Consider the following 23076-nt stretch of genomic DNA (forward strand, 5'->3'; position numbering starts at 1 on the left):
CCCCGCAAAACCCTCGGCTTCAAGACCCCCGCCGAAGCCCTGCAAGAACTACTCTTCAACCACAACAACAACCCCGGTGTTGCGCCGACCGCTTGAATCCACCCCAGGCCTGAGCCTCGAAACCGAGCAACGGATCCCGCAAGAGTTCCCGTTGACGGAACCGGGTTTCGAGGCTCCTCGCTGCGCTCGTCACACCTCAACCAGCGGAGCACGGCGTAGTACGACAGACTTCCGTCCGTGGCCACACCCCAGCCGACTGACGACGTCCCCACCGCCCATCGCGCCAAGCGTTCCAAGCGATGGGTCTGGCCCCTGTTGGTTGTGCTGGTCTGGCTGTTCGTGGGCGGTCCCCTGGGCTCCTACTCCGGCAAACTGGCGGAGGTCCAGGAGAACGACAACGCGGCCTTCCTGCCCAAGACCGCGGAGTCCACTCAGGCGCTCAACACCCTGCTGGAGTTCCAGGAGACCGAGACGACCCCGGTGACTCTCGTGGTCGAACGCGCGAGCGGGCTGACGCAGGCAGACCAGGGCACGCTGGCGGCGTACGCCGAGGAGATCGCCGGTGTCGACGGCGTGGTTCCCGAGGCGACCAGCCCGCCACTGATCTCCGAGGACGGCGAGTCCGCGCAACTGATCGTGCAACTCGGGGTGAGCGACGGTGAGGACATCCTCGATGCGGTCAACGAGATCCGTGACCTCACCGAGGCCCCGCCCGAGGGGCTCACCGTCCTCGTCGGTGGGCAGGGCGGCATCCTGGCCGACTTCGTCAACGCCTTCGGCGCCATCGACGGCATCCTGCTGCTCGTGGCCCTCGCGGTGGTGCTGCTGATCCTGGTCGTGGTCTACCGGACCCCCGTGCTGCCCTTCACCGTGCTGATCTCGGCGGTGCTGGGCCTGGGGGTCTCCTCGGCGATCATCTACGCCCTGGCCACCAACGACGTGCTCGACGTCAACGGGCAGAGTCAGGCGATCCTGTTCATCCTGGCCATCGGCGCTGCCACCGACTACGCGTTGCTCCTGGTGGCCCGCTACCGCGAGGAGTTGCGTGACCACGAGTCGCCCTACGTGGCGATGAAGGTCGCCTACCGGGCCGTTCTCGAACCCGTCCTGGCCTCCGGAGTGACGGTGATCCTGGGTCTCCTCTGCCTGTTGCTGTCCGACCTCAGCAGCCTCGCCGGACTCGGACCCGTGGGAGCGATCGGGGTGGCCGGAGCCATGCTGGTCTCGCTCACCCTGTTGCCGGCCGCGCTCCTGCTCCTCGGGCGCCGCGCCTTCTGGCCGTTCATGCCCGCCTACGGGTCACCGCACCGCGACAAGCAGGGCATCTGGGGACGAGTCTCCGGGCTCATCAAGACCCGGTCGGCCGTCGTCGCGGTCGCCACCGGGGTCGTGCTGGCCGTCTTCGGGGGCTTCGCCTTCACCCTCAACGAGGAACCCGTCCCGCAGACCGAACTCTTCTTGACCCCCGAGGACTCGGTCGACGCGCAGGAGATCCTGGACGACCACTTCGAGGCCGACAACTCCAGCCCGGCCCAGATCGTCGTACCGGAGAGCAGCCTGCCCCGGGCCCTCGAGACCATTACGGGCACCGAAGGCATCGCCGCCGAGGCCGCTGCCGGACGACCGGCGGTGTTCCCGATCCCGGACGAGACCGACCCCTCGAGCGCCAAGATCGTGGACGGGGACGCGATCATCTTCGCCTCCTTCGCCGACCCGGCCGACTCGGCCGCGGCGACCGACACCCTGGAGCGGCTCCGGGAGAATCTCCGCGAGCTGGACGGCGACATCCTGGTCGGAGGTTCGACCGCGATCCTCTTCGACACCCGAGAGACGACCTCCCGGGACCGGCTGGTGGTGATCCCGGCGATCCTGTTGGTGATCCTCCTGGTCCTGATGTTGCTCCTGCGATCGGTGGTCGCGCCGGTGCTCATCATCCTGGCCAACGTGTTGTCCTTCGGCGCCACGATCGGGATCAGCGCGCTGGTCTTCACCTACCTGTTCGGCTTCCCGGCCAGTGACCCCTCGACCCTGCTGATCGCCTTCGTCTTCCTGGTCGCCCTGGGGATCGACTACTCGATCTTCCTGATGACCCGGGTGCGCGAGGAGTCCCTGCGTCGGGGGACCCACGAGGGAGTCCTGAAGGGTCTCTCGGTCACCGGTGGGGTGATCACCTCCGCCGGGGTCGTGCTGGCCGCCACCTTCGCCGCCCTGTCGGTGGTGCCGATCCTCTTCCTGGCCCAGACCGCCTTCATCGTGGCCTTCGGGGTCCTGCTCGACACCCTGGTCGTGCGCTCGCTGCTCGTCCCCGCCATCGCCTACCAACTCGGCGACCGCACCTGGTGGCCGAGCCGGATGCCCGAACCGTCCTCACCCACCGAGACGCCCGAGCCCGCACGCAACTGAAACAGGTTCTACTTTGGCCCGGGGGGTCGTGACCCAACCCTCCGGCGCTAGCCTGAAGGAGCCATGACCGTTCACCCCACACCCCAAGAGGTACGCCGCGCCGTCGCCCGGGCCGAGCGCGGAGTGACCCTCGACCTCGGTGAGGTCACCGCCCTGCTCGCCGCCACCGGCGCCGAGTTGGACCGACTCTGCGTCGCCGCGGCACGGGTCCGCGACGCGGGCCTGGAGGCCGTCGGCCGCCCCGCGGTGGTCACCTACTCCCCCAAGGTCTTCATTCCGGTCACGAAACTGTGCCGGGACCGCTGTCACTACTGCACGTTCGTCGAGTCACCCGGGCAACTCGAACGGTCCGGGCGCGAGATGTTCCTGTCCCCCGACGAGATCCTCCAGATCGCCCGGGACGGCGCCGAGGCGGGTTGCCTGGAGGCCCTGTTCACCCTCGGGGACCGACCCGAGGACCGGTGGCCGGAGGCTCAGGCCTGGTTGGACGAGCAGGGCTACGACTCCACGCTGGCCTACGTCCGGGCCATGGCGATCCGGGTCCTCGAGGAGACCGGGCTGCTGCCCCACCTCAACCCGGGAGTGATGTCCTGGGAGGAGTTGAACCGCCTCAAACCGGTCTCGCCCTCCATGGGGATGATGTTGGAGACGACCTCCCGACGCCTCTTCGAGACCAAGGGCGAGGCCCACTACGGCTCCCCCGACAAGGACCCCGACGTACGCCTGCGGGTCCTGGAGGACGCCGGGCGCCTCTCGATCCCGTTCACCACCGGCCTGCTGGTCGGCATCGGGGAGACGCTCGTCGAGCGCGCCGACACGATCCTCGCCCTGCGCGCCAGCGCGCGTCGCTTCGGCGCGCTGCAGGAGATCATCGTCCAGAACTTCCGCGCCAAGCCCGACACCGCGATGCGTCACGTCGATGACCTGGGTCTCGACGAGTTCCGGGCCACCATCGCCACCACCCGAGTGGTGATGGGACCCAAGGCCCGGATCCAGGCTCCGCCCAACCTGGTCGACCTCGACGAGTGCCGTGCTCTCCTCGGCGCCGGGATCGACGACTGGGGCGGGGTTTCCCCGCTCACTCCGGACCACGTCAACCCCGAGCGACCCTGGCCGTCGTTGGAGCGGTTGCGCTCGATCACGGAATCCTGCGGCTTCGCCCTCGCCGCCCGCCTGACCGTGCACCCCGAGTACGTTCGGGCGTCCCGGGACGGGAGCCCCTGGCTCGACCCCCGGATCCACGCCCACGTCGAAGCCCTCGCCGACGAGCGCGGATTGGCCACCGTCGGCGTCCGCGCCCAGGGCCTGCCCTGGCAGGAACCCGACGTCGGGTACTCCGACTCGGGGCCCGGGACCGGCCGCACCGACCTCCACACCGCCGTCGACACCGAGGGGCGCACCGAGGACCGCCGCTCGGACTTCGAAGACGTCTACGGCGACTGGGACGCGGTCAAGGAGGCCGCCGTTTCCACGGGGCTGGACGGTTCCTCGTCCGACGGCTCCGTCCGCTCCTCCAGCAGCGAGGGTCGCGCCGCCCTGAAGGCCGCCGAGGCCGACCCCGGCAACCTCTCCGACGCTCACGCCCTGACGTTGATGACCGCGCAGGGCGATCTGTTGGCCGAGGTATGCCGCCTCGCCGACGACCTACGCCGAGAAGCCGTGGGTGACGACGTGACCTACGTCGTCAACCGGAACATCAACTTCACCAACGTCTGTTACGTCGGCTGCCGCTTCTGCGCGTTCGCCCAGCGCAAGACCGATGCCGACGCCTTCACCCTGTCCCTCGACGAGGTCGGCGAGCGCGCCGCCGAAGCCTGGGAGTTGGGTGCGACCGAGGTCTGCATGCAGGGGGGCATCGATCCCGAACTGCCCGCCACGGCGTACTTCGACCTCGCCGCCGCGGTGAAGAAGCGAACCCCGGACATGCACGTGCACGCCTTCTCCCCGATGGAGATCGTCAACGGCACGATGCGCACCGGGTTGAGCGTCGAGGACTTCCTCATCAAGGCCCGCGAGGCCGGGCTGGGCTCGATGCCCGGGACCGCCGCGGAGATCCTGGACGACGAGGTTCGCTGGGTGCTGACCAAGGGCAAGCTCCCCGCCCAGACCTGGATCGACATCATCTCCACCGCGCACCGCATCGGGCTGCCCACGACCTCCACGATGATGTACGGCCACGTTGACAACCCCCGACACTGGGTCGGGCACCTGAGGGTGCTGGCGGGGGTGCAGGACACCGCGACCGAAGCCGGGGTGGGTGGCTTCACCGAGTTCGTCCCGCTGCCGTTCATCCACCAGTCCTCCCCGATCTATCTGGCCGGGGTGGCTCGTCCGGGACCCTCGATGCGCGACAACCTCGCCGTCCACGCGATGGCCCGGATCATGCTGCACGGACGGATCTCGAACATCCAGACGTCCTGGGTGAAGCTCGGGGTCGACGGCACCCGCGCAATGTTGCGGGCAGGCTGCAACGACCTCGGCGGGACGCTGATGGAGGAGACCATCTCCCGGATGGCCGGGTCCGAGCACGGATCGGCCAAGACGGTCGCCGATCTCCAAGCCATCGGCGCCGGGATCGACCGCCCGGTCCGAGAACGCACCACGACGTACGGCGCCCCTGCGTTCCGCTGAGTTTCACCCACCGGGGTGATGGCGGTCCCCGTCGTGCTCGGCGACCATTGACGGGCGGGGCGCGTGGCAGCGCGCGCCCCGCGCCAATGGGGCCTGGCGCGTGACCGACCGGTCCCCCCGCGGGCTCCACCAGCGAAAAGGAGCAGCACATGGCACTCATCTTGTGGATCATCGCCGTCGTCCTCGTCGTCTCGGGCATCCTCGGCCTCGTCCGAGGAGAGATCCTCTGGGGCATCGTCCTGATCGTCGTCGGGCTGGCTGTGGGCCCCGGCGGCGTCAGCATCTTCACCTGAGACCAACCCCCGAGACCCTTGACCTCAACCGCTGGCCCAGACTGGAACGTGTTCTAGTCTGGGCCCATGCGTTTCACGGTCAGTTCCGCCTTCCAGCCGCTCGACCAGCTCGTGGAGATCGCTCGGGCGGCCGACGAACTGGGCTATCACGCCATCTCGCTTCCCGATCACGTGGTGGATCTCGAGGAGCTGAGCACGCCGTACCCGTACACCGAGGACGGGACCCGACGCTGGGACATCGACGCCCCGTGGGCCGACCCGTGGGTGGCGATCGGCGCGATGTCGGCGGTGACCACCCGCCTGCGGTTCTTCACCTCGGTCTACATCGCCGCCCTGCGTAGCCCCTTCCAGGTGGCCAAGTCGGTCGCCACCGCGGCCGTACTGTCCCAGGACCGGGTGGCCCTCGGCGTCGGTATCGGCTGGTGCCGCGACGAGTTCGACCTGCTCGGCGAGGACTTCGGCACTCGCGGAAAACGCACCGACGAGGGGCTCGCTCTGATGAAGGCGTTGTGGGAACCCGGCTGGACGGAGTTCGCGGGCGACTTCTACTCCGCCCCGCGTCTCCAGATGAATCCATCGCCCGCCCGACCGGTCCCGGTCTACGTCGGCGGGCTCTCCGAGATCGCCTTCCGCCGCGCCGCCCGCCATGACGGCTGGGTCGGGGATCTCTACTCGGTCCAGGAGGCCTGCCACCACGCCGCTCGGCTGGCCGAGATCCGGTCAGAGTCGGGAGCCGAGGGTGACTTCTCGGTGATCACGGCCCTGACCGACGCGTTCCTCCCCGAGCACTTCGCGGCCGCCGAGGCGGGCGGGGTGACCGAGGTGTGGACGATGCCCTGGGTGTACTACCACGGCATGGACGCCACCTTGGATCAGAAGCTCGACGGCCTCGAGCAGTTTGCGCGCGACGTACTGGCCAAGTGCTGAGCTACTGACCCTCGGGGAGCATCCGCCGCTGACCGATCAGCCGAAGTTCTGGTCGAGCCAGTACAGCGTCCAGCGGTCTCCGGCCTTCTCCGCCCGTGCGCGAAGGTCGCCCTCCGAGATGAACTCGGGGGTGCCGCAGAGTTTGATGTTGTCGGCCTTGGGACCGGTGGTGCGGTTGACCTCCGAGTCGTACGACGCCTGGTCGCCGACCCAGATCATCCGTCCGACGGTGTTGGTGCGCACGAACCCGCAGACGATCTGGTCCTCGTCCCCGTCGGCGAAGGCGTAGACGAGGTTGTCGCCCTCCTCGCCGTAGACGAGGTCGCGTCCTCCGCTGACGTACATGATGTCGTCGCCCTCGTCGGCGGTGATGCTGATCTTGCGGGCGGCGTCGCCAGCGCTTCCGTTGCCGTCGATGAGGATGTCGTCACCGTCTCCACCGTCCAGGGCGTCGTTCCCGGTGCCGCCGATGACGACGTCGTTCCCACGGCTGCCGCCGACCCGGTCGTTGCCCGGTCCGCCGAAGAGGATGTCGTTGCCGTCCAGGCCGAGAAGGTCGTCGTTGCCGTCGCCACCCTCGATGTGATCGTCACCGGGTCCCGCTTTGACTCGGTCGGGGCCGCCGTTGCCGAAGATGAGGTCGTTCCCGGAGCCGGCCACGATGAAGTTCGCCCCGCTGCCTCCGTCGATCCGGTCGTTTCCAGCCCCGCCCTTGACCACGTCGTCACCCGATCCGGTGATGATCCTGTCGTCGCCGCCGCCCCCGATCAGGCGGTCGGTCGCTCCGTTGCCCTTGATCAGATCGTCGCCGGCGGCTCCCTTGACGGTGTCTCGACCGGCACCGCCGATGCCGATGTCGTTGCCGGAGGAGAGGTTGATGGTGTCGTTGCCGCCCCCGCCGTTGACGAAGTCGTTGCCGGGCCCGGCGTTGACGTTGTCGGCTCCTCCGCGTGCCCGAACCTTGTCGCGTCCGGCCTTGGCCTTGATGTTGTCCGCCCGCGAGGTGCCGGTGATCTTGTTGCTGCCCCCGTTGCCGCGAATGTTCTTGGCCTCGGCGGCGCCGGGGACAGCCGCCAGCCCCAGGGCGAAGGTCAACAATCCTGCGAGAACTCGAACTCTGGCGTGCATCGCGTGTCACCTTCGTCGTGGGGGTTTGTCACGTCCTCACGATGCCGGTCCGACAACCATTCAGGGACGCCCCAGCAGCGTAACCCGCCCGCGCGACGCTGGCTGCTACTTGCGGCGTACGACGAAAGTCGTGAGCGCGAGCTGCCTGTGCCTCTCGCCCTTGTAGATCGCTTTGGCCTGGTAGCGACCGGGCTGCAGTCCCCTCAACCGGAAGATGTTGCGGCCGCTGGGCGAGACCCTGGCCTTGACCCTGATGTCCCGGCCCCTCACCCGAACCACCACCTCGCCGGGCGGTCGACTGCCGTCGCTCCTGCGGACCCGGGTCAGGATCTTGACGGTCTCGTGCCTCCCGACCTTACGTTTGACGGGTTTGGCCGAGAGGTGGGTCCTGACCTTGGGCGTCCACGGCGGGGTCGCGCCGTAGTCACCGCCGCCGAAAAGCACGATCGCGTAGGCGGTCTGGCCCAGGCCGTTGGGGTGGTACCACAGCGACGTATTGGTGCCGTCGCCGACTTGATTGATCCAGCGGTCGACGTTGCCGACCGGGGTGGTGGCGTCCGGTTCGTGGCGGGCGAAGGCCTCAGGGAGCCCCTCCACGAAGGTCATCTGCCCGGGGTGCCCCACGTTGGCCTCGGTGGCGACGCCGGCCAGTTGCGCGTTGCCCTCCTCGCCCAGCGAGCGCACCGCGTCGCCAGCGGCATACGGCGGAACTCCCAGAGCGGTGTAGTCGTTATCGGTCTGCAGGAGCGGGTAGCCGAGTTGGACGATCTTCGCGTTCTCGCGCAGGCCCGCGGCGCGGATCGCCGCAACGTCGTCGAGCAGGAGCTGCTTGACGCCGGGGAGCAACTCGCGGGCCGTCTCGATGGTGCCCTGGCAGCCGCTCCCGGACTTCAGGATGAAGCACTGGGTGACGATGTTGGAGAACCCGATGTCGTTGCCGCCCATGGTGAAGAGCACGAGGTCGGTCTCGGGGGTGATGAAGTCGACCTGCGGCCTGAGCTTGCGCGTGCAGTCGTACTCGATGGACTCGTCCACGCTGGTCGCGGCGTAGGTCCAGAACTCCTCGTCGGGAAAGGTCTGCGTGTTGCACAGATCCTCTTGCGCCAGGTAGGCGTCGGCCTGCTCGATGGTGGTCACGCCTTCGGGCGTCGGCGCCGAGTCGCTCGCGGTGTCCATCGCCCGCGGCTTGACGATGTCGGCGGCCTTGCCACCGCTGCAGGCGTGGTTCTCCAGCGTCACGAAACGCTTGTTGGTGCGTAGGGCCGCGGCGTACTTCTCAGCCCAGTTGACCCGGCTGCGGTAGCAGTTCTCGGGACCGTAGGTCTCCGGCTGCCCGGCGCGGTTGGTGGCGCCGTTACCGGCCGAGTAGGAGTCGCCCAGCAGGACGATGTTCAACACTGCGCCGCTCTCGCCGGGAACCGGGCCCCGATCGGCCGCGACGGCCACTGATGATGCCGGAGCCACCAGCATCAGCCCAGCAGCAAGGACTCCCGCAAGAAGCGGGACGAACGTATGACGGAACCGAGACATGGGCACGGCGGACTCTCTCTCCCCGGGCGACGTCCACAGCAGGACGTCGACAACACGCTGAGGTTAACCCGCATAGCACCTCGCGCGGGTCACGCTCCGTGGAGAATCAGACCACGCTCGCACTCAGCGGCGGCGTACGACGACCTTGGTGAAGGCGATCGACCGCTGCTTCTGACCGGTGTAGATCGCCTTGACCCGATAGCGGCCGGGCCGCAGACCCTTGAACCGCAAGATGTTGCGGCCGCTGGCCGAAACCCTGGCCTTGGCCCGGATGTTCTTGCCCTGCAACCGGACCACCACCTTGCCGCGGGGTCGACTGCCGTCGCTCCTGCGAACCCGGGTCAGGATCTTGACGACCTCGCCCTTCGCGACCTTCCGTTTGACCGGCTGGGCCCGGAAGATCGTGCGCACCGTCGCCGGCCCCTGGGTCTCCGGCTGCTCGTCCACGGGCTCCTCGGGGCTCTGCGGCGTCGCGCCGTAGTCACCTCCGCGGAACAACACGATCGCGTAGGCGGTCTGGCCCAGACCGTTCGGGTGGTACCACAGCGAGGTGTTGGTGCCGTCCCCGGTTTGGTTGACCCACCGGTCGACGTTGCCGACCGGGGTGGTGGCGTCGGGTTCGTGGCCGGCGAAGGCCTCCTTGATCCCGGGCACGAAGGTCATCTGGCCGGGGTGGCCCACGTTGGCCTCGGTAGCGACGCCGGCGAGCGCTTCGGTGCCGTCGTCGATCAGGGACCGCACCTCGTCACCGGCGGCGTACGGCGGCAGGCCCAGGGCCATGTAGTTGTTGTCGGCCTGGAGATAGGGGTAGCCGAGTTGCACGATCTTGGCGTCGTCGCGCAGACCCGCGGCGCGGATACCGGCGATGTCGTCGAGCAGCAACTGCTTGATCTCGGGAAGCTTCGCCCGAGCGGTGTCGATGGTGTCCTTGCAGCCGCTTCCGGACTTCAGGATGAAGCACTGGGTGACGATGGTGGAGAAGCCCGCGTCGTTGCCGCCCATGGTGAACAACACCAGGTCGGTCTCGGGGGTGATGAAGTCAGCTTGCGGCTTCAACTTGCGGGTGCAGTCGTAGTCGATGGTCGACTCGTCCACGCTGGTCGCAGCGTAGGTCCAGAACTCCTCGTCCGGGAAGGTCTGTGTGTTGCAGAGGTCTTCGCCGGCGAGGTAGGCGTCGGCCTGCTCGATGGTCGTCACGCTCTCGGGGGTGGGCGTCGAGTCACTGGCGGTGTCCATGACCCGCGGTGAGATGACGTCGGGTGCCTTCCCTCCACTGCAAGCGTGGTTCTCCACCGTCACGGTGCGACCCTCGTTACGCAGGGCTGCGGCGTACTTCTCGGTCCAGTTGACCCGGCTGCGGTAGCAGTTCTCGGGACCGTAGGTCTCCGGCTGCCCGGCGTCGTTGGTGGCACCGTTGCCCGCGGAGTAGGAGTCGCCCAGCAGAACGATGTTCAGCGGCTCACCAGCCTCGGCGGCCGCCGGGGCTGTGGCCGCCACGGGGGACGCCGGCGCGAGGAGCATCAGGCCGGTGGCCAGACTCCCGGCGAGCAAGGACACTGCGGTACGACGAAGCTGCGGGACCTGCACGATGGAGCCTCTCTGAGCATCTGATGTCACTGAGACAACGAGATCGAGAGCGTCAGGCTACGGCGTCGAGCAGATCGCGGAGGTCGCTCGGGCGACTGCTCGAGCACCCGACTGGTCCATCACGATCGTGTAGTGGTTGACGTCGTCCACCTCGATGTCGACCAGCTGAGGCACAAGAGCGCGACCGTTGCGCGCCGTGTCAGGGGCGTACAACGCCTCCGGCTCGTTCATCAGTCCTCGCGGAGCGCGGAGGAAGGTGGTCGGCACGGCGAGACCACGCAGGGCGTCCGCGTAGCTCCGACCGTTGAGCACGTCGCCGCCGAACAGTTGCGCCGAGTCCGTCGCGACCGCTTCCAGTCGGGTGGAGGGACGCAGGTGGGGCGGCTCACCCTGGAGGTCGTAGTCGACATAGGCCTCGATCGTGTCGTTCCAACACCCGACGAAGGCCGGGTGCGCACGCCAGAAGTCGCGATAGGCCTCGCGACTCTCGAAGGTCATGGTCAAGCGCTGCGCAGCGGGCCCGAGCACCTCCTCGGGGGTCGCGTCCGGGCGTGGCGGCGCTCCAGGGGGTGGCGCCAGCGGCAACCCACCGTCGACGAGCACGAGCCCCGCGGCACGACGCCCGACTCTGTCGGCCAGACTCACCGCCACGAAGCCGCCCATGGAGTGGCCCACCACGATGGCCTCGTCGACCGAGAAGTGGTCGAGCACCTGCTCGAGGTCCTCGGCGTGACGGGCCAGCCCGTAGGGCGCGGGCAGATCGGCACTGTGACCGCGACCGCGCAGATCCGGGGCGATCACGCGGCAGTGCGGAAGCGCCGCGGCGACCAACGGCCAACTGCGGTGGGTGGCCGTGATGCCGTGCACCGCCAGGACGACCGGGGCCGACGCATCGTGCGGGCCCCACACCCCGACGGTGAGTTCCCCGCCTCCGCGTACGGGCACCGACAAGACCCGTGGTTCCGTGCGGTGCCGTCTCAGATCGGTGGTCTCGGTCATCGCGCGCTCCATCCGCCGTCCATCGTGTACGACGCACCGGTCACCATCCGGGCCGAGTCGCCGCACAACCAAGTGACGAGGTCGGCGACATCGTCGGCCTCCACCAGTCGCTTGATCGCGCTCTCGGTGAGCATCACCTTCTCCACGACCTCGGCCTCCTCGAGGCCGTGGGTGCGGGCCTGGTCGGCGATCTGCTTCTCGACCAGCGGTGTGCGGACGTAGCCGGGGTTCACACAGTTGCTGGTGACACCGTGGGGTCCGCCCTCCAGCGCGGTGACCTTCGAGAGTCCTTCGAGCCCGTGCTTGGCCGCGACGTACGCCGACTTGTAGGGGCTGGCCCGCAGTCCGTGGACCGAACTGAGGTTGACCACCCGTCCGAAGTTCCGCTCGTACATCCGCGGTAGCGCGGCGCGGACCAGCAGGAACGGCGCGGTCAGCATCAGGTCGATCATCGCCCGGAACCGGAGCGGGTCGAAGTCGGTGATCGGGCTGACGGTCTGCACTCCCGCGTTGTTGACGAGCACGTCGATGTCGAGCTCCTGATCGGACAGGCTCTCGAGGTCCGAGAGGTCGACCGTCCAGGCTCGCCCACCCACTTCAGCCGCGATGGCTTCCGCCCCGTCGGGGTCGATGTCGGCGGCGATGACGGTGGCGCCGGCGGCGGCCAGTGACCGGGCGCAGGCGGCGCCGATCCCGCTCGCTGCGCCGGTGACGAGCGCCGTCTTGCCCGAGAGATCAGTACTCATGAGGTGGGTTCTCCTTCGTCGGTGGTGCGATGGTGCTGTGGTGGTGGGGCCAGGGCACGCTCGATGAAGGTCATCACCTGGTCGAAAACCGCGTCGGGAACCGTGGTCCGAGCAGCGTCGGCCCCCGGCGCCGCGTCGTCTCCCCAGAGGACCCAGCGCATACCGACCATCTCACCGATGCCCATCAGCATCCAGGCCGCCACCGTGGGGTCGATGTCACCCACCTCACCGCGACTACGGGCCCGGGTCAGGTTCGCGATGTACCCCTCCACGATGCGGGTGTAGTGCAGGGTGAGCGCCGACGGGGAGACGAACTCGGCTTCGCGCACCACCCGGTAGAGCGCGGGATGCTCGGCGGTGAAGGCGAAGAAGGCTCGGAAGCCGGCCCGTTCGCCCTCGAGCCGGGTCGAGGCCCCCGAGGACGCGTCGGTCATCGCGTGGCGCACCCGCCGGTTGAGGTCCTCGACCAGTTCCTCGAAGACCTGGAGTTTGGAATCGAAGTAGAGGTAGAAGGTGCCCTGCCCGACCCCGGCCCGCTCGGTGATCCGGGTGACCGAGGCATCGGCGTACCCGTGCTCGGCGAAGATCGCCTCCGCGGCATCGATGATCGCCTTGCGGGTGGCGGTGCCCTTCTTGGTGGCCGGCAGCTTGCGCGGTGGGGTGCTCATCGTTGCTCCTGGGTCTGGGTGAAACGTGCGTTCAGCTCGCGACGCAGGATCTTGCTGTTCGACGAGCGCGGGATCGCCTCGACGAACATCAGGTGTTTGGGCACCTTGAAGGAGGCCAGTCGCGAGGCACAGTGCTCCAGGATGTCCTGCTGGTCGGTGGCCACACCAGGACGCAGCACCACGAAGGCCGCACCCACCTCGCCCCACCGCTCGTGCGGGACCCCGACCGCAGCCGAGTCGACCACCGCGGGGTGGTCCAGCAGCACGCTCTCGATCTCGGCCGGGGCAACGCTCTCGCCACCACTGATGAAGATGTCCTTGAGCCGGTCGACGATGCGGTAGTAGCCGTCGGCGTCGCGTTCGGCGAGGTCACCGGTGTGCAGCCCCGAGGTGCGAAGGGTGCTTTCGCGTTCCTCCTCGGTCTCGCGGAAGTAGCCGAGGAACACATTGGGTCCGCGCACCACCAGCTCACCGACGCCGGGGCCCTCGATCGTGGCCCCGGTGACCGGGTCGACCAGTTCGACCTCGACATGGGGGTACGGCGTACCGGCCATCCCGACCCGGTCGATGGCCTCCTCCGCGGGAAGACAGAGCACGTTGGGCGCGGCCTCGGTCAGTCCGTAGCCCTGGGTGAGCGCGACCCCCCGACAGTGCCAGGTGCGCAGGAGCGGCTCGGGCATCGGCGCTCCGCCGACGATGGCGTGTCGCAGACTGGAGAGGTCGGTGCTGGCGAAGTCGGTGTGTTCGGCGAGCATCAGGTAGTTCGCGGGCACCCCCATCATCGTGGTGATGGCGCGGTCCTCGATCAGATGCAGCACCCGGCCGGCGTCGAAGGTGCGCTCGAGAACGACCGTGGCTCCCATCCACCACGCCAGCAGCGGCTGGACGTTCCAACCGCCGACATGGAACTGCGGCATCAGAGCCAAGACGGTGTCCCGACTCGTGATCTCGGCCGTGCGCGAGAGCGACAGGTTGGTCCAGAAGCAGTTGGCGTGGCTCAGCACAGCGCCGCGCGCCCTGCCCGAGGTGCCCGAGGTGAAGATGATCATCAGCGGATCGTCGTCCTCGACCGCCCGACGACCGGCAACCGTCGTAGCCGAGCTCAGCGCAGAACGACCGGTCGACCCACCTGGGCGGGGTGCGTTCCGTTCGATGCCACGCTCCCCCACCCCCATCCCCGCCACGGGCACCGGGTCCGCGACCAGATCAAGGGTTGCTCGGGCCAACGCGCTGAACTCGTCCTCCACGAGCAACACCGCCGGGTCACACGCGGCGATCTGCTGGGCGAGCTCCGGCGGGGAGAGCCGCCAGGAGAGCGGCACGAGAACGAGACCGACCTTGGCGCAGGCGAACAGCACGACGACATGGTCGGAGCTGTTGCCGGTCAGGGTGGCCACCCGGTCGCCCCGGCGGTACCCGGAGACGAGCAGACGCTCAGCGAGCGCCACGGCCCGTCGTTCGAGCTGGGCATAGGTCAGCACCACACCACGGTCGTCGATCGCGACCCGGTTCGGTGTGGACACGGTCCGATCAGTGGTCCAGCGACCCAGGGTGTGCAGGCCGTCGCGTCCGTCGGGAGTCATGAGCCATCCTGACCCGCGGCCGCTGACCGCTGCGGTCGGCGTCCGGCGGCGAGACGACTGCCCAACCCGGCCAGGCCGCCGGGGACGAACAGCACCACGAGGATGAACAGCGTGCCGAGAATGAACAAGGGCTCGCTCAGCGGCACCCGCAGCACCGTGGGAAGCGCGTCCACGGCGTCGGAACTCGCGAACGAACTCAGCCGCTGGTCCAGGAGCGTGTAGACAACACCGCCGATCACCGCCCCCCAGCGGGACCCCAGACCACCGAGCACCACGATGACGAGGATGGTGAGGGTGAAGTCGGCCGAAGCGACGCGCGGTGTGACACCGCTCTGGAGCAGCAGGTAGACCATGCCGACGACGACCGCCAGAGCGGCGCCGGTGACGAAGGCCAGCAGCTTGACCGCGAAGGGACGCATCCCGAGCACCCGCACCCGCAGTTCGTTCTCGCGGGTGGCGGCCGCCACCCTGCCCGCACGCGAGCGTTCGAACCAACTGACCAGGACGAACACCACGACCACCAGCACGAGCGCGACCCAGTAGAGGTTGCGGGTGTTGGTGACACCGACCAGTGCATCAGGGACATGGGTGGTGTCCAGGCGCAGGCTCTCCTCACCTCCGGTCACATCGGGATTGCGGCGGATGAGCACGGAGCCGGCCTGGGCGAACGCAAGGGTCACCATGGCGAAGGAGATGCCGCCGACGCGCAGCCCGATCACCCCCAGCACCACGGCGACCGCCGTACCGCCGATCAGGGTCAGCGCCATCGCAGGGAACAGCCCCAGATCCGTGCGGTCGAGAATGATGCCAAGACCGTAGGCGCCGACCGCGAGGTAGAGCGCATGGCCGAACGACAGCAGCCCGGCCACCCCGAAGATCACGTGGTAGGTCAAGGCCAGCGAGGCGAAGAGTAGGCAGAGCGCGAGCAACTGGAGGGTGCCCGGGGTGTAGGTCGCGCCGGGCAGGATCCCGGGAACACTGAGATTGACCAACGGGATGACGGCCAGCAGGGCCACCAGGATCAGGGGCCACACCATCGCCGAGACCCGAGGCTTACGTCGGACAGCGATCGAATCGATGTCCGCGGAGGAGGTGGTCATGTGCGGGCTCCCATCAGGCCGGATGGGCGCACCAGAAGCACCACGGCGAGCAGCAGTACGACGACGAGGTCGCCGGTGCCGGAAAGGTAGAAGTTGGCGAACTGCTGGAGGACCGCGACCGCCACCGAGGCGATCGCCGCGCCGAACAAGGAGCCGAGACCCCCGATCACGGTCACGATGAACGCGAAGATCAACAACGAACCGCCCAGTTGGGGCGACACGTAGCCGAAGTAGTGCGAGGCGAGGACCCCACCGATACCGGCCGCCGCGCCGCCGATCGCGAAGACCACGGTGAATGCGACCCGGACGTCGATGCCCAACGCGGTGACCATCGAGCGATTCTCGACCCCGGCACGGATGACCAGGCCGAATCGGGTGAAGCGGAGGAAAGCGACGATGCCGAGCAGCACGAGCGCTGCCACCCCGACCAGGACGAACCGGTCGTTGGGCACTCGTGCGCCGAACAGGTTCGTCGTCTCGTCCAACCAGGCGGGCCCGGTCACGAAGATCGCGTCGGTGCCCCAGATCCCGTCGAAGAGTGCGACGGTCGCCAGGGCGAGCCCGACCGTGACCAGGACCTGCTCGATGTGTCGGTTGTAGAGCCGCCGGATCAGGAGGAGTTCGGTGCCCACGGCGGCCAGAGCGCCGGCGCCGGCGCCGACCGCGAGAGAGAGCAGCAGGGTGGCCCACGAATCGCCACCCAGACGACGAGCGGTTTCCCATCCTGCGTAGGCCCCGAAGGTGAGAAACGAGCCGTGGGCGAAGTTGAGGACGCCCATCAACCCGTAGATCAGGGAGAGTCCCGAGGCCACGAGGAAGTACAACGCTCCCAGGCCGAGACCGGTGGCCAACAACAGGACGATCGTGCTCATGCGGGGGCCTCCGAATCAGGGACGGTGGAGGAGCCGACGCCGAGCAGACCGATCAGTCGCTCGTCGTCGTCGAGCAGGGTGCGGGCATCGCCGGTGTGCGCGACCCGCCCGTCGGACATCACCACGGCGCCGCCGGCCAGGCGGCGTACGACGGCGAGGTTCTGTTCGACCAGCAGGATCGGGACGACCTCGGCCGCCCGCTCCAGGGCGTCGGCCACCTCGTCGACGAGCTTCGGGGACAGTCCCTTGGTGGGTTCGTCGACGAGAAGGAGCCGGTTCTCGTTGAGCAGGGCACGGGCCAGGGCGACCATCTGCTGTTGACCACCGGAGAGGGTTCCGGCGGCCTGTTGGCTGCGCGCCATGATGTCGGGGAACAGATCGGCGATCAGGTCCCTGCGTGGGTTCGGTCCACGCTCGGCCAGGCGCAGGTTCTCCTCGACACTCAGGGAAGCGAACACCTCACGGTCCTCGGGGACGTAGCCGACACCGCGCTGCACGATCTTGTGGGTCGGCAGGGCATCGATCCGTACGCCGTCGAGCTCGACCAGACCGGTGCGCTCGATGAGGCCGAGCACCGCCTTGATGGTGCTCGTCTTGCCGACACCGTTGCGTCCGAGGAGGGCGGTCACGCCGCGGGCGGGGACCTCGAGGCTGACGCTCTCGACGACCTGTTGCGCGCCGATCCGGGCGCTGAGCCCGGCGATGCGGAGGACTGGGGTGTCGCTCATCTGTTTCCCCCTAGGTAGGCGCTCTGCACGGTCGCGTCGGCCATCACGACGTCCGGCACATCGCACGCGAGCAGTTGGCCGTGGTGCATCACCGCGACGCGGTCGGCCAGACCGAGGACGACGTCCATGTGGTGTTCGACCATGAGGACGGTGGTGCCCTGGTCGCGGTGGACCGTGCGGATCAGGTCCATCAGACCTTCGATGTCTGCGCTACCCACGCCGGCCATCGGCTCGTCCAGGAGGATCACCTGGGGGTCGGAGGCGAGGAGCATCGCGATCTCGAGCTTGCGCTTGTCACCGTGGGCGAGGCCACCGGCGAGGGTGTCGGCGTGGTGGGACAGGCCCACCTCGGCGAGCCGCTCGAGCGCCCGCCGGGTGGCAGCGTCCGAGCGGCCCGGGAAGCGCCAGATACTGAGCGCGCCACCGAGTGCCGCTTGTGCGGCGAGGCGGACGTTCTCCTGGGCTGTGAGCCCGTCGAAGAGGCTCGAGGTCTGGAAGGTTCGCCCCAGACCCGAGCGGGCCCGGGCGTCGACCGAATGTCCGGTGACGTCCCGGCCGCCCAGGTGCACCGTGCCGGAGGTGGGTCGTGCAACCCCCGAGAGCAGGTTGAACAGGGTCGTTTTGCCTGCGCCGTTGGGGCCGATCACCCCCAGCATCTCCCCCGGTGCGACGGCGAGGGTGACGCCCTCGATGATCCGTGCGCCACCGATGGTCAGGTGCAGGTCATCGACCGCGAGCACCGCGTCACGGGAGCGGTCGGACCCGGTCACTGGCCAGCGACCGGCGGGGCCACGGTCTCGGCGTCCACCGTCTCGACGAGCTCGGGGGTGGGTGAGCCACCCTGGTCGGTGAGCTTCGCCTCGAACATCGGCTGGAGCAGGGCGTGGTCCTCGGCCCGGACCGTCGTGGTGCCCTTGGGTCCCTCGAACTCCCAACCCTCGAGTGCATCGATCATGGCGTCGACGTCGTCGCCGCCGCCCTCGGCCACGGCGTGGGCGATCATCTGGCCGGCGATGAATCCGTCGGGCGAGAACAGGTCGGCGACCTCGCCCTTGCTCTCGAGGAAGTCGACCATCGCCTGGTTGACGTCGTTGTCGGGGGCGCCGCCGAAGTAGTGGGAGAGGAAGGTGATCTGCTCGGTGGCCGAGCCGTACGCGCCGTAGCTGGCCACGTCGCCCAGGCCGGTGGTGACCGGCACCCGATCGAAGACCTTCTGCTGGCTCAGCGACTGCCACATCGCGCTGGTGGTGTCACCGGCCCAGGCCACGAACACCAGATCGGGGTCCGCGTTCAGGATCCGTCGTGCGAACGGGGTGAACTCAGTGGCGTCCTCGGGCACCAGGACCGAGTCCACGTTCGCCCCCGCTCCTCCGAGCACTGCCTCCACGGCGGCCACGTTCCCCTGGCCGAACGCGTTGTCCTGACCGAAGACCACGATGTCCTGGCCCTCGGGCTCTCCCAAGAAGCTCCCGGCGGTGGCCACGTCCTGGTAGGTCTGGCGTCCTGACCGGAAGGTGTAGCGGTTGATACCGGTGATGGCGTCGGCTGCGGCCGCGCCGGAGATGTATAGCACCTCGTTCTGCTCGGCCTGCTCGGCCAGGGAGAGGGCGACACCCGAGGAGACGGTTCCGGCCACGATCTTCGAGCCCGACCCGATGGCATCCTTCGCCAAGCCGACCGCCTTGGCGGCGTCACCCGCGTCGTCGGTGAAGTCGAGGCTCAAGGTGGTGCCGTCGATCTCGCCGGTGCCGTCCGTGGCGTAGTCCAGTCCCGCTTCGAGCCCGTTGCGATACGCCTCGCCGTACGCCGCCAGTGGACCGGTCTGGGAGTAGATGATCGAGACCTTGACCTCACCGGAGTCCGAGGTGGCCTCGGAGCCTGCGTCGGGGGCGCAGGCCGTGGTCAGACCGAGGGCGCCTGCGATGGTCACCGCAGCCAGGGTCGTCAGGCGGCGCCGGGCGCCGAAGTGTCGTGGGGTGCCTCTGGTCATCTGCTTCTCCTCGTTGGATGCCAAACCTGACAGGTGATTCAGGTCTCAGAAACAGACGTTAGTCACCGAGGGGCGACCTGTCAACGGTCACCTTGAAGGCGCGTCGGAGCATGCTGACGCGGGCCTTACGGGCACACAGACGGCCCCGGCGCCGCCGAGGAACGATCACCGGCAGTGCGTGGGCGCCATTCGACGCCTCACCCGCGGCAACGTGGACGTCTCTGCATCCAGTGCGGTACTACCTAGCGGGCGGGCCCTACTCCCACTCGATGGTGCCCGGGGGCTTGGACGTGATGTCCACGGTCACCCGGTTGATCTCCTTGACCTCGTTGGTGATGCGGGTCGAGATCCGCTCCATCACCTCGTAGGGCAGGCGCGCCCAGTCAGCGGTCATCGCGTCCTCGGAGGTCACCGGACGCAGCACCACGGGGTGACCGTAGGTGCGACCGTCGCCCTGCACTCCCACGGAGCGCACGTCGGCGAGCAGGACGACCGGCATCTGCCAGATGCTGCGGTCCAGCCCCGCTGCGGTGAGTTCCTCCCGTGCGATGGCGTCGGCGGCCCGCAGGATGTCGAGTCGTTCGCGCGTGACCTCACCGATGATCCGGATGCCCAGGCCGGGGCCCGGGAAGGGCTGGCGGTGGACGATCTCGGCCGGCAGGCCGAGCTGCTCCCCCACCAGACGCACCTCGTCCTTGAACAGGGTGCGCAGGGGCTCGACGAGCTCGAACTCCAGGTCGTCCGGCAGCCCGCCCACGTTGTGGTGGGACTTGATCGTCGAGGTGCCGGCGCCACCGCCGGACTCCACCACGTCGGGATAGAGCGTGCCTTGCACCAGGAACGCGACCTTGTCCCCGTCGGAGCCGCTGACGGCGTCGGCGAGGACCTCGGCCTCGGCGGCCTCGAAGACGCGGATGAACTCACGTCCGATGACCTTGCGCTTCTCCTCGGGATCGGAGACTCCGATCAGCGCGTCGAGGAACTGCTTCTCGGCGTCGACGACCTTCAGATCCACCCCGGTCGCCGCGACGAAGTCGCGCTCCACCTGGACCGTTTCGTCCTGACGCATCAGCCCGTGGTCGACGTACACACACGTGAGGCGGTCCCCGATCGCCTTCTGCACGATCGCAGCGGCCACCGCGGAATCGACGCCGCCGGAGAGCCCGCAGATGGCCTGTCCCCGGTCGCCGATCTGGGCTTTGATGGAGGCGATCTGCTCCTCGACGATGTTGGCCATCGTCCAGGTCGGGCGGCACCCGGCCAGGTCGAGGAGAAAGTGCTCCAACACCGTCTGGCCGTGCTCGCTGTGCAGCACCTCCGGGTGCCACTGGACTCCGGCCATCTGCCGGTCCACCGACTCGAAGGCCGCCACCGGAGTGGTGGCGGTCGAGGCGAGCACCGCGAAACCATCCGGAGCCGCGGTCACCGAGTCCCCGTGGGACATCCACACGGTGTGGGCCTGGGGGATGTCGGCAAGCAGCGTGCCCGAGTCGGACACGGCGACCGGAGTGCGGCCGTACTCGCGCGCACCGGTCTCCGCCACGACCCCACCCAGGGCCTGGGCCATCAGTTGGAATCCGTAACACATGCCGAACACCGGCACCCCGGATGCGAACAGCGCGGGGTCTATCGACGGTGCGCCCTCGGCGTACACCGAGGACGGACCGCCGGACAGCACGATCGCCTTCGGGTTCTTGGCCAACATGTCGGCCACCGGCAGGGAGTGCGGAACGATCTCGGAGTAGACCCGGGCCTCGCGCACACGGCGAGCGATCAACTGGGCGTACTGCGCACCGAAGTCGACGACCAGGACCAGATCGTGGTCCGTGCCTGCGGGGTGGGCGTTCGACGGCTGGTTCATGGGCTCAGCCTATCGGCGCCTCTGCCCCTCCACGACTCGGCGCATCTTTTTGAACAAGCGCCGACTCGGCCCCCTCACAGCGTCAAGTAGCGCCGAGTGGGCATGCATCAGGGCCCCGCCGGGAGGGAGGTTGGCGAGGCCCTGATGGTTCACGCAGAGTGATCTGCTTGAACTGATTGAACATGAGCCCGTTCCTTGGGAGGGAGCGTGTTGCCGACGGGCTCGCTACTACAACGAGGTGATTACCCGGGGGTTACGGGCGTTCGGAACAAACTTCAGGAAACCCCCACGATCGGCAGCCGGAGCGCGCCGATCGCGTTCTCGGGGACCACCGGGGCAGCGGGCTGCACCGGGGCGATCCGGACGTAACCATCGCCGAGGGACGGGCGCTGGTCCGGCTCACCCTTGTTGGGCCAGAACGACATCGCGCGCTCCGCCTGGGCGGTGATGGTGAGCGAGGGATTCACCCCCAGGTTGGCCGTGATGGCCGAGCCATCCGCCACGTGCATGCCCGGGTGTCCGTAGAGGCGCTGATAGGGGTCGATCACGCCGGTCTCCGGGGAGTCACCGATGGCGCAGCCACCGAGGAAGTGCGCGGTCAACGGGGCGTTGAAGGGCTCCCCGATGGATCCACCGGCGGTGCCGCCCATGAACTTGGCCATCAACCGGACCGCGACGTTGCCCTCGGGGATCCAGGTCGGGTTCGGCAGCCCGTGACCCTGCTTGGAGGTCAGGATCCGCTTGTTCGTGCCCGGGATCTTCGTGGTGTAGGTCGTGATGGAGTTGTCCAGGCTCTGCATGCACAGCGCGATGATCGTCCGCTCCGACCAGTGCTTGAAGTCGTAGAGATCGCGGACACTGCGTCGCTGCTTCCACATCTCCTTCAACCACGTCTGGAACCGGGGCTCCGGCCCGTCGCCGTCGGTCAGGACGGTTTGCATCATCGACATGAAGTTGCTGCCCTTGCCGTACCGGACGGGCTCGATGTGCGTGTTCTCGTCGGGGTGGAAGCTCGAGGTGATCGCGATCCCCTCGGAGTAGTCGATCTTGAGGTCCGGGGCGATGGCGCCGAGGATCGACTCGGAGTTCGTGCGCGAGAGGTAGCCCAGGCGCTGGGAGAGTTTGGGCAGGTGTCCCTCGTCGCGCATCCGGTGCAGCAGCCGCTGGGTGCCCAAGGGTGAGGCCGCCATCACGACCTGTTCGGCGGTGAGAGTACGCCGCGCCGACTTGCGTCCGGTCTTGGCCTTGGTGAACTTCACGTGCACGTCGTACCCGCCGTTGCCGCGGGGATTGATCTGCGTGACCGTGGTCAGCGGCATGATCTTCGCGCCGTTCTCCTCGGCCAGGTAGAGGTAGTTCTTCATCAGGGTGTTCTTGGCGTTGTGCCGGCACCCGCTCATGCATTCACCGCAACCGATGCAGGTCTTGCGCTCGGGTCCCGCTCCACCGAAGAACGGGTCCTCGACGTTGTCGCCCGGCTGGTTCTCGGGGCCACCGAAGAACACGCCCACGGGGGTCGGGTGGAAGGTGTCGCCCACGCCCATCTCGTTGGCGACCTTCTCCATGACCTCGTCGGCCGGCGTACGCAACGGGTTCTCCACCACGCCGAGCATCCGCTTGGCCTGGTCATAGAACGGCTCGAGCTCGGACTTCCAGTCGGTGATGTGGCTCCACTGGGTGTCGTTGTAGAACGCAGGGAGGGGCTCGTAGAGCGTGTTCGCGTAGACCAGCGACCCGCCACCGACTCCGGCACCCGACACGATCAGGCAATCCTTCAGGGCATCGATGCGCTGGATGCCGTAGCAACCGACCTCGGGGCGGAAGAGGTACTTCTTGACCTCCCAGGAGTTGTTCGCGAACTGGTCGTCCTCGAACCGGGCACCGGCCTCGATGACGCCGACCTTGTAGCCCTTCTCGGTTAGGCGCAGCGCGGTGACCGACCCCCCGAAACCCGATCCCACGACGAGGACGTCGTAATCGAACTTCTGGCGCTTGCCGGGAGTCGCGTTGGCGGATTCTGTCGAGCTCAT

The 23076-nt window shown here is 68.2% G+C and carries 18 protein-coding genes; 4 read left to right on the top strand and 14 right to left on the bottom strand.

Features of this window, described 5'->3' with window-relative positions:
- Positions 1-237 precede the first annotated feature (237 nt).
- The 4 genes from ACYVLV_RS12065 to ACYVLV_RS12080 all read left to right on the top strand — a co-directional run bounded on the left by ACYVLV_RS12065 (position 238) and on the right by ACYVLV_RS12080 (position 6254).
- Positions 238-2403, top strand: coding sequence for an MMPL family transporter (locus tag ACYVLV_RS12065; protein ID WP_460810261.1), 2166 nt, complete (start codon positions 238-240; stop codon positions 2401-2403).
- A 63-nt stretch (positions 2404-2466) separates the two neighbouring features.
- On the top strand, positions 2467-5034 hold the full coding sequence (locus ACYVLV_RS12070; protein WP_460810263.1) for a bifunctional FO biosynthesis protein CofGH: 2568 nt from the start codon (positions 2467-2469) through the stop codon (positions 5032-5034).
- 149 nt (positions 5035-5183) lie between these two features.
- Entirely contained in the window at positions 5184-5327 is a 144-nt protein-coding gene (locus ACYVLV_RS12075) for a GPGG-motif small membrane protein (RefSeq protein ID WP_460810264.1), read from the top strand.
- A gap of 66 nt (positions 5328-5393) precedes the next feature.
- On the top strand, positions 5394-6254 hold the full coding sequence (locus ACYVLV_RS12080; protein ID WP_460810266.1) for a TIGR03619 family F420-dependent LLM class oxidoreductase: 861 nt from the start codon (positions 5394-5396) through the stop codon (positions 6252-6254).
- Positions 6255-6290: 36 nt separating this feature from the next.
- Here ACYVLV_RS12080 and ACYVLV_RS12085 read toward each other — a convergent pair whose 3' ends face one another.
- The 14 genes from ACYVLV_RS12085 to ACYVLV_RS12150 all read right to left on the bottom strand — a co-directional run bounded on the left by ACYVLV_RS12085 (position 6291) and on the right by ACYVLV_RS12150 (position 23076).
- The gene (locus ACYVLV_RS12085; RefSeq protein WP_460810269.1) at positions 6291-7382 is read right to left on the bottom strand and encodes a calcium-binding protein; all 1092 of its coding nucleotides are present in this window, start codon (positions 7380-7382) and stop codon (positions 6291-6293) included.
- Positions 7383-7487: 105 nt separating this feature from the next.
- Positions 7488-8918, bottom strand: coding sequence for an SGNH/GDSL hydrolase family protein (locus ACYVLV_RS12090; RefSeq protein ID WP_460810270.1), 1431 nt, complete (start codon positions 8916-8918; stop codon positions 7488-7490).
- A gap of 117 nt (positions 8919-9035) precedes the next feature.
- Positions 9036-10499: an SGNH/GDSL hydrolase family protein gene (locus tag ACYVLV_RS12095; protein ID WP_460810271.1), complete on the bottom strand. Its 1464-nt coding sequence runs from the start codon at positions 10497-10499 to the stop codon at positions 9036-9038.
- Positions 10500-10556: 57 nt separating this feature from the next.
- Positions 10557-11498: an alpha/beta fold hydrolase gene (locus ACYVLV_RS12100; protein WP_460810273.1), complete on the bottom strand. Its 942-nt coding sequence runs from the start codon at positions 11496-11498 to the stop codon at positions 10557-10559.
- Positions 11495-12244: a 3-hydroxybutyrate dehydrogenase gene (locus tag ACYVLV_RS12105; protein WP_460810274.1), complete on the bottom strand. Its 750-nt coding sequence runs from the start codon at positions 12242-12244 to the stop codon at positions 11495-11497. The genes ACYVLV_RS12100 and ACYVLV_RS12105 overlap by 4 nt, the downstream gene beginning before the upstream one ends.
- On the bottom strand, positions 12241-12912 hold the full coding sequence (locus ACYVLV_RS12110) for a TetR/AcrR family transcriptional regulator (RefSeq protein WP_460810276.1): 672 nt from the start codon (positions 12910-12912) through the stop codon (positions 12241-12243). The genes ACYVLV_RS12105 and ACYVLV_RS12110 overlap by 4 nt, the downstream gene beginning before the upstream one ends.
- Positions 12909-14495: an AMP-binding protein gene (locus ACYVLV_RS12115; RefSeq protein WP_460810278.1), complete on the bottom strand. Its 1587-nt coding sequence runs from the start codon at positions 14493-14495 to the stop codon at positions 12909-12911. Before ACYVLV_RS12115 ends, ACYVLV_RS12110 begins: the two co-directional genes overlap by 4 nt.
- Entirely contained in the window at positions 14492-15595 is a 1104-nt protein-coding gene (locus ACYVLV_RS12120; RefSeq protein ID WP_460810279.1) for a branched-chain amino acid ABC transporter permease, read from the bottom strand. Before ACYVLV_RS12120 ends, ACYVLV_RS12115 begins: the two co-directional genes overlap by 4 nt.
- A complete protein-coding gene (locus ACYVLV_RS12125; RefSeq protein WP_460810281.1) occupies positions 15592-16467 on the bottom strand; it encodes a branched-chain amino acid ABC transporter permease in 876 nt (291 codons plus the stop codon). Before ACYVLV_RS12125 ends, ACYVLV_RS12120 begins: the two co-directional genes overlap by 4 nt.
- Positions 16464-17195, bottom strand: a complete 732-nt coding sequence (locus ACYVLV_RS12130; RefSeq protein ID WP_460810282.1) for an ABC transporter ATP-binding protein — start codon at positions 17193-17195, stop codon at positions 16464-16466. The genes ACYVLV_RS12125 and ACYVLV_RS12130 overlap by 4 nt, the downstream gene beginning before the upstream one ends.
- Positions 17192-17965 carry an ABC transporter ATP-binding protein gene (locus ACYVLV_RS12135; protein ID WP_460810283.1) on the bottom strand — a complete coding sequence of 258 codons (774 nt, stop codon included), beginning with the start codon at positions 17963-17965 and terminating at the stop codon, positions 17192-17194. Before ACYVLV_RS12135 ends, ACYVLV_RS12130 begins: the two co-directional genes overlap by 4 nt.
- On the bottom strand, positions 17962-19185 hold the full coding sequence (locus tag ACYVLV_RS12140; RefSeq protein WP_460810285.1) for a substrate-binding domain-containing protein: 1224 nt from the start codon (positions 19183-19185) through the stop codon (positions 17962-17964). Before ACYVLV_RS12140 ends, ACYVLV_RS12135 begins: the two co-directional genes overlap by 4 nt.
- Positions 19186-19441: 256 nt before the next feature.
- Positions 19442-21046 carry a glutamine-hydrolyzing GMP synthase gene (gene guaA / locus ACYVLV_RS12145; RefSeq protein WP_460810286.1) on the bottom strand — a complete coding sequence of 535 codons (1605 nt, stop codon included), beginning with the start codon at positions 21044-21046 and terminating at the stop codon, positions 19442-19444.
- Positions 21047-21321: 275 nt separating this feature from the next.
- Positions 21322-23076, bottom strand: coding sequence for a GMC oxidoreductase (locus ACYVLV_RS12150; RefSeq protein WP_460810287.1), 1755 nt, complete (start codon positions 23074-23076; stop codon positions 21322-21324).

This window comes from Nocardioides salsibiostraticola, assembly GCF_054783655.1.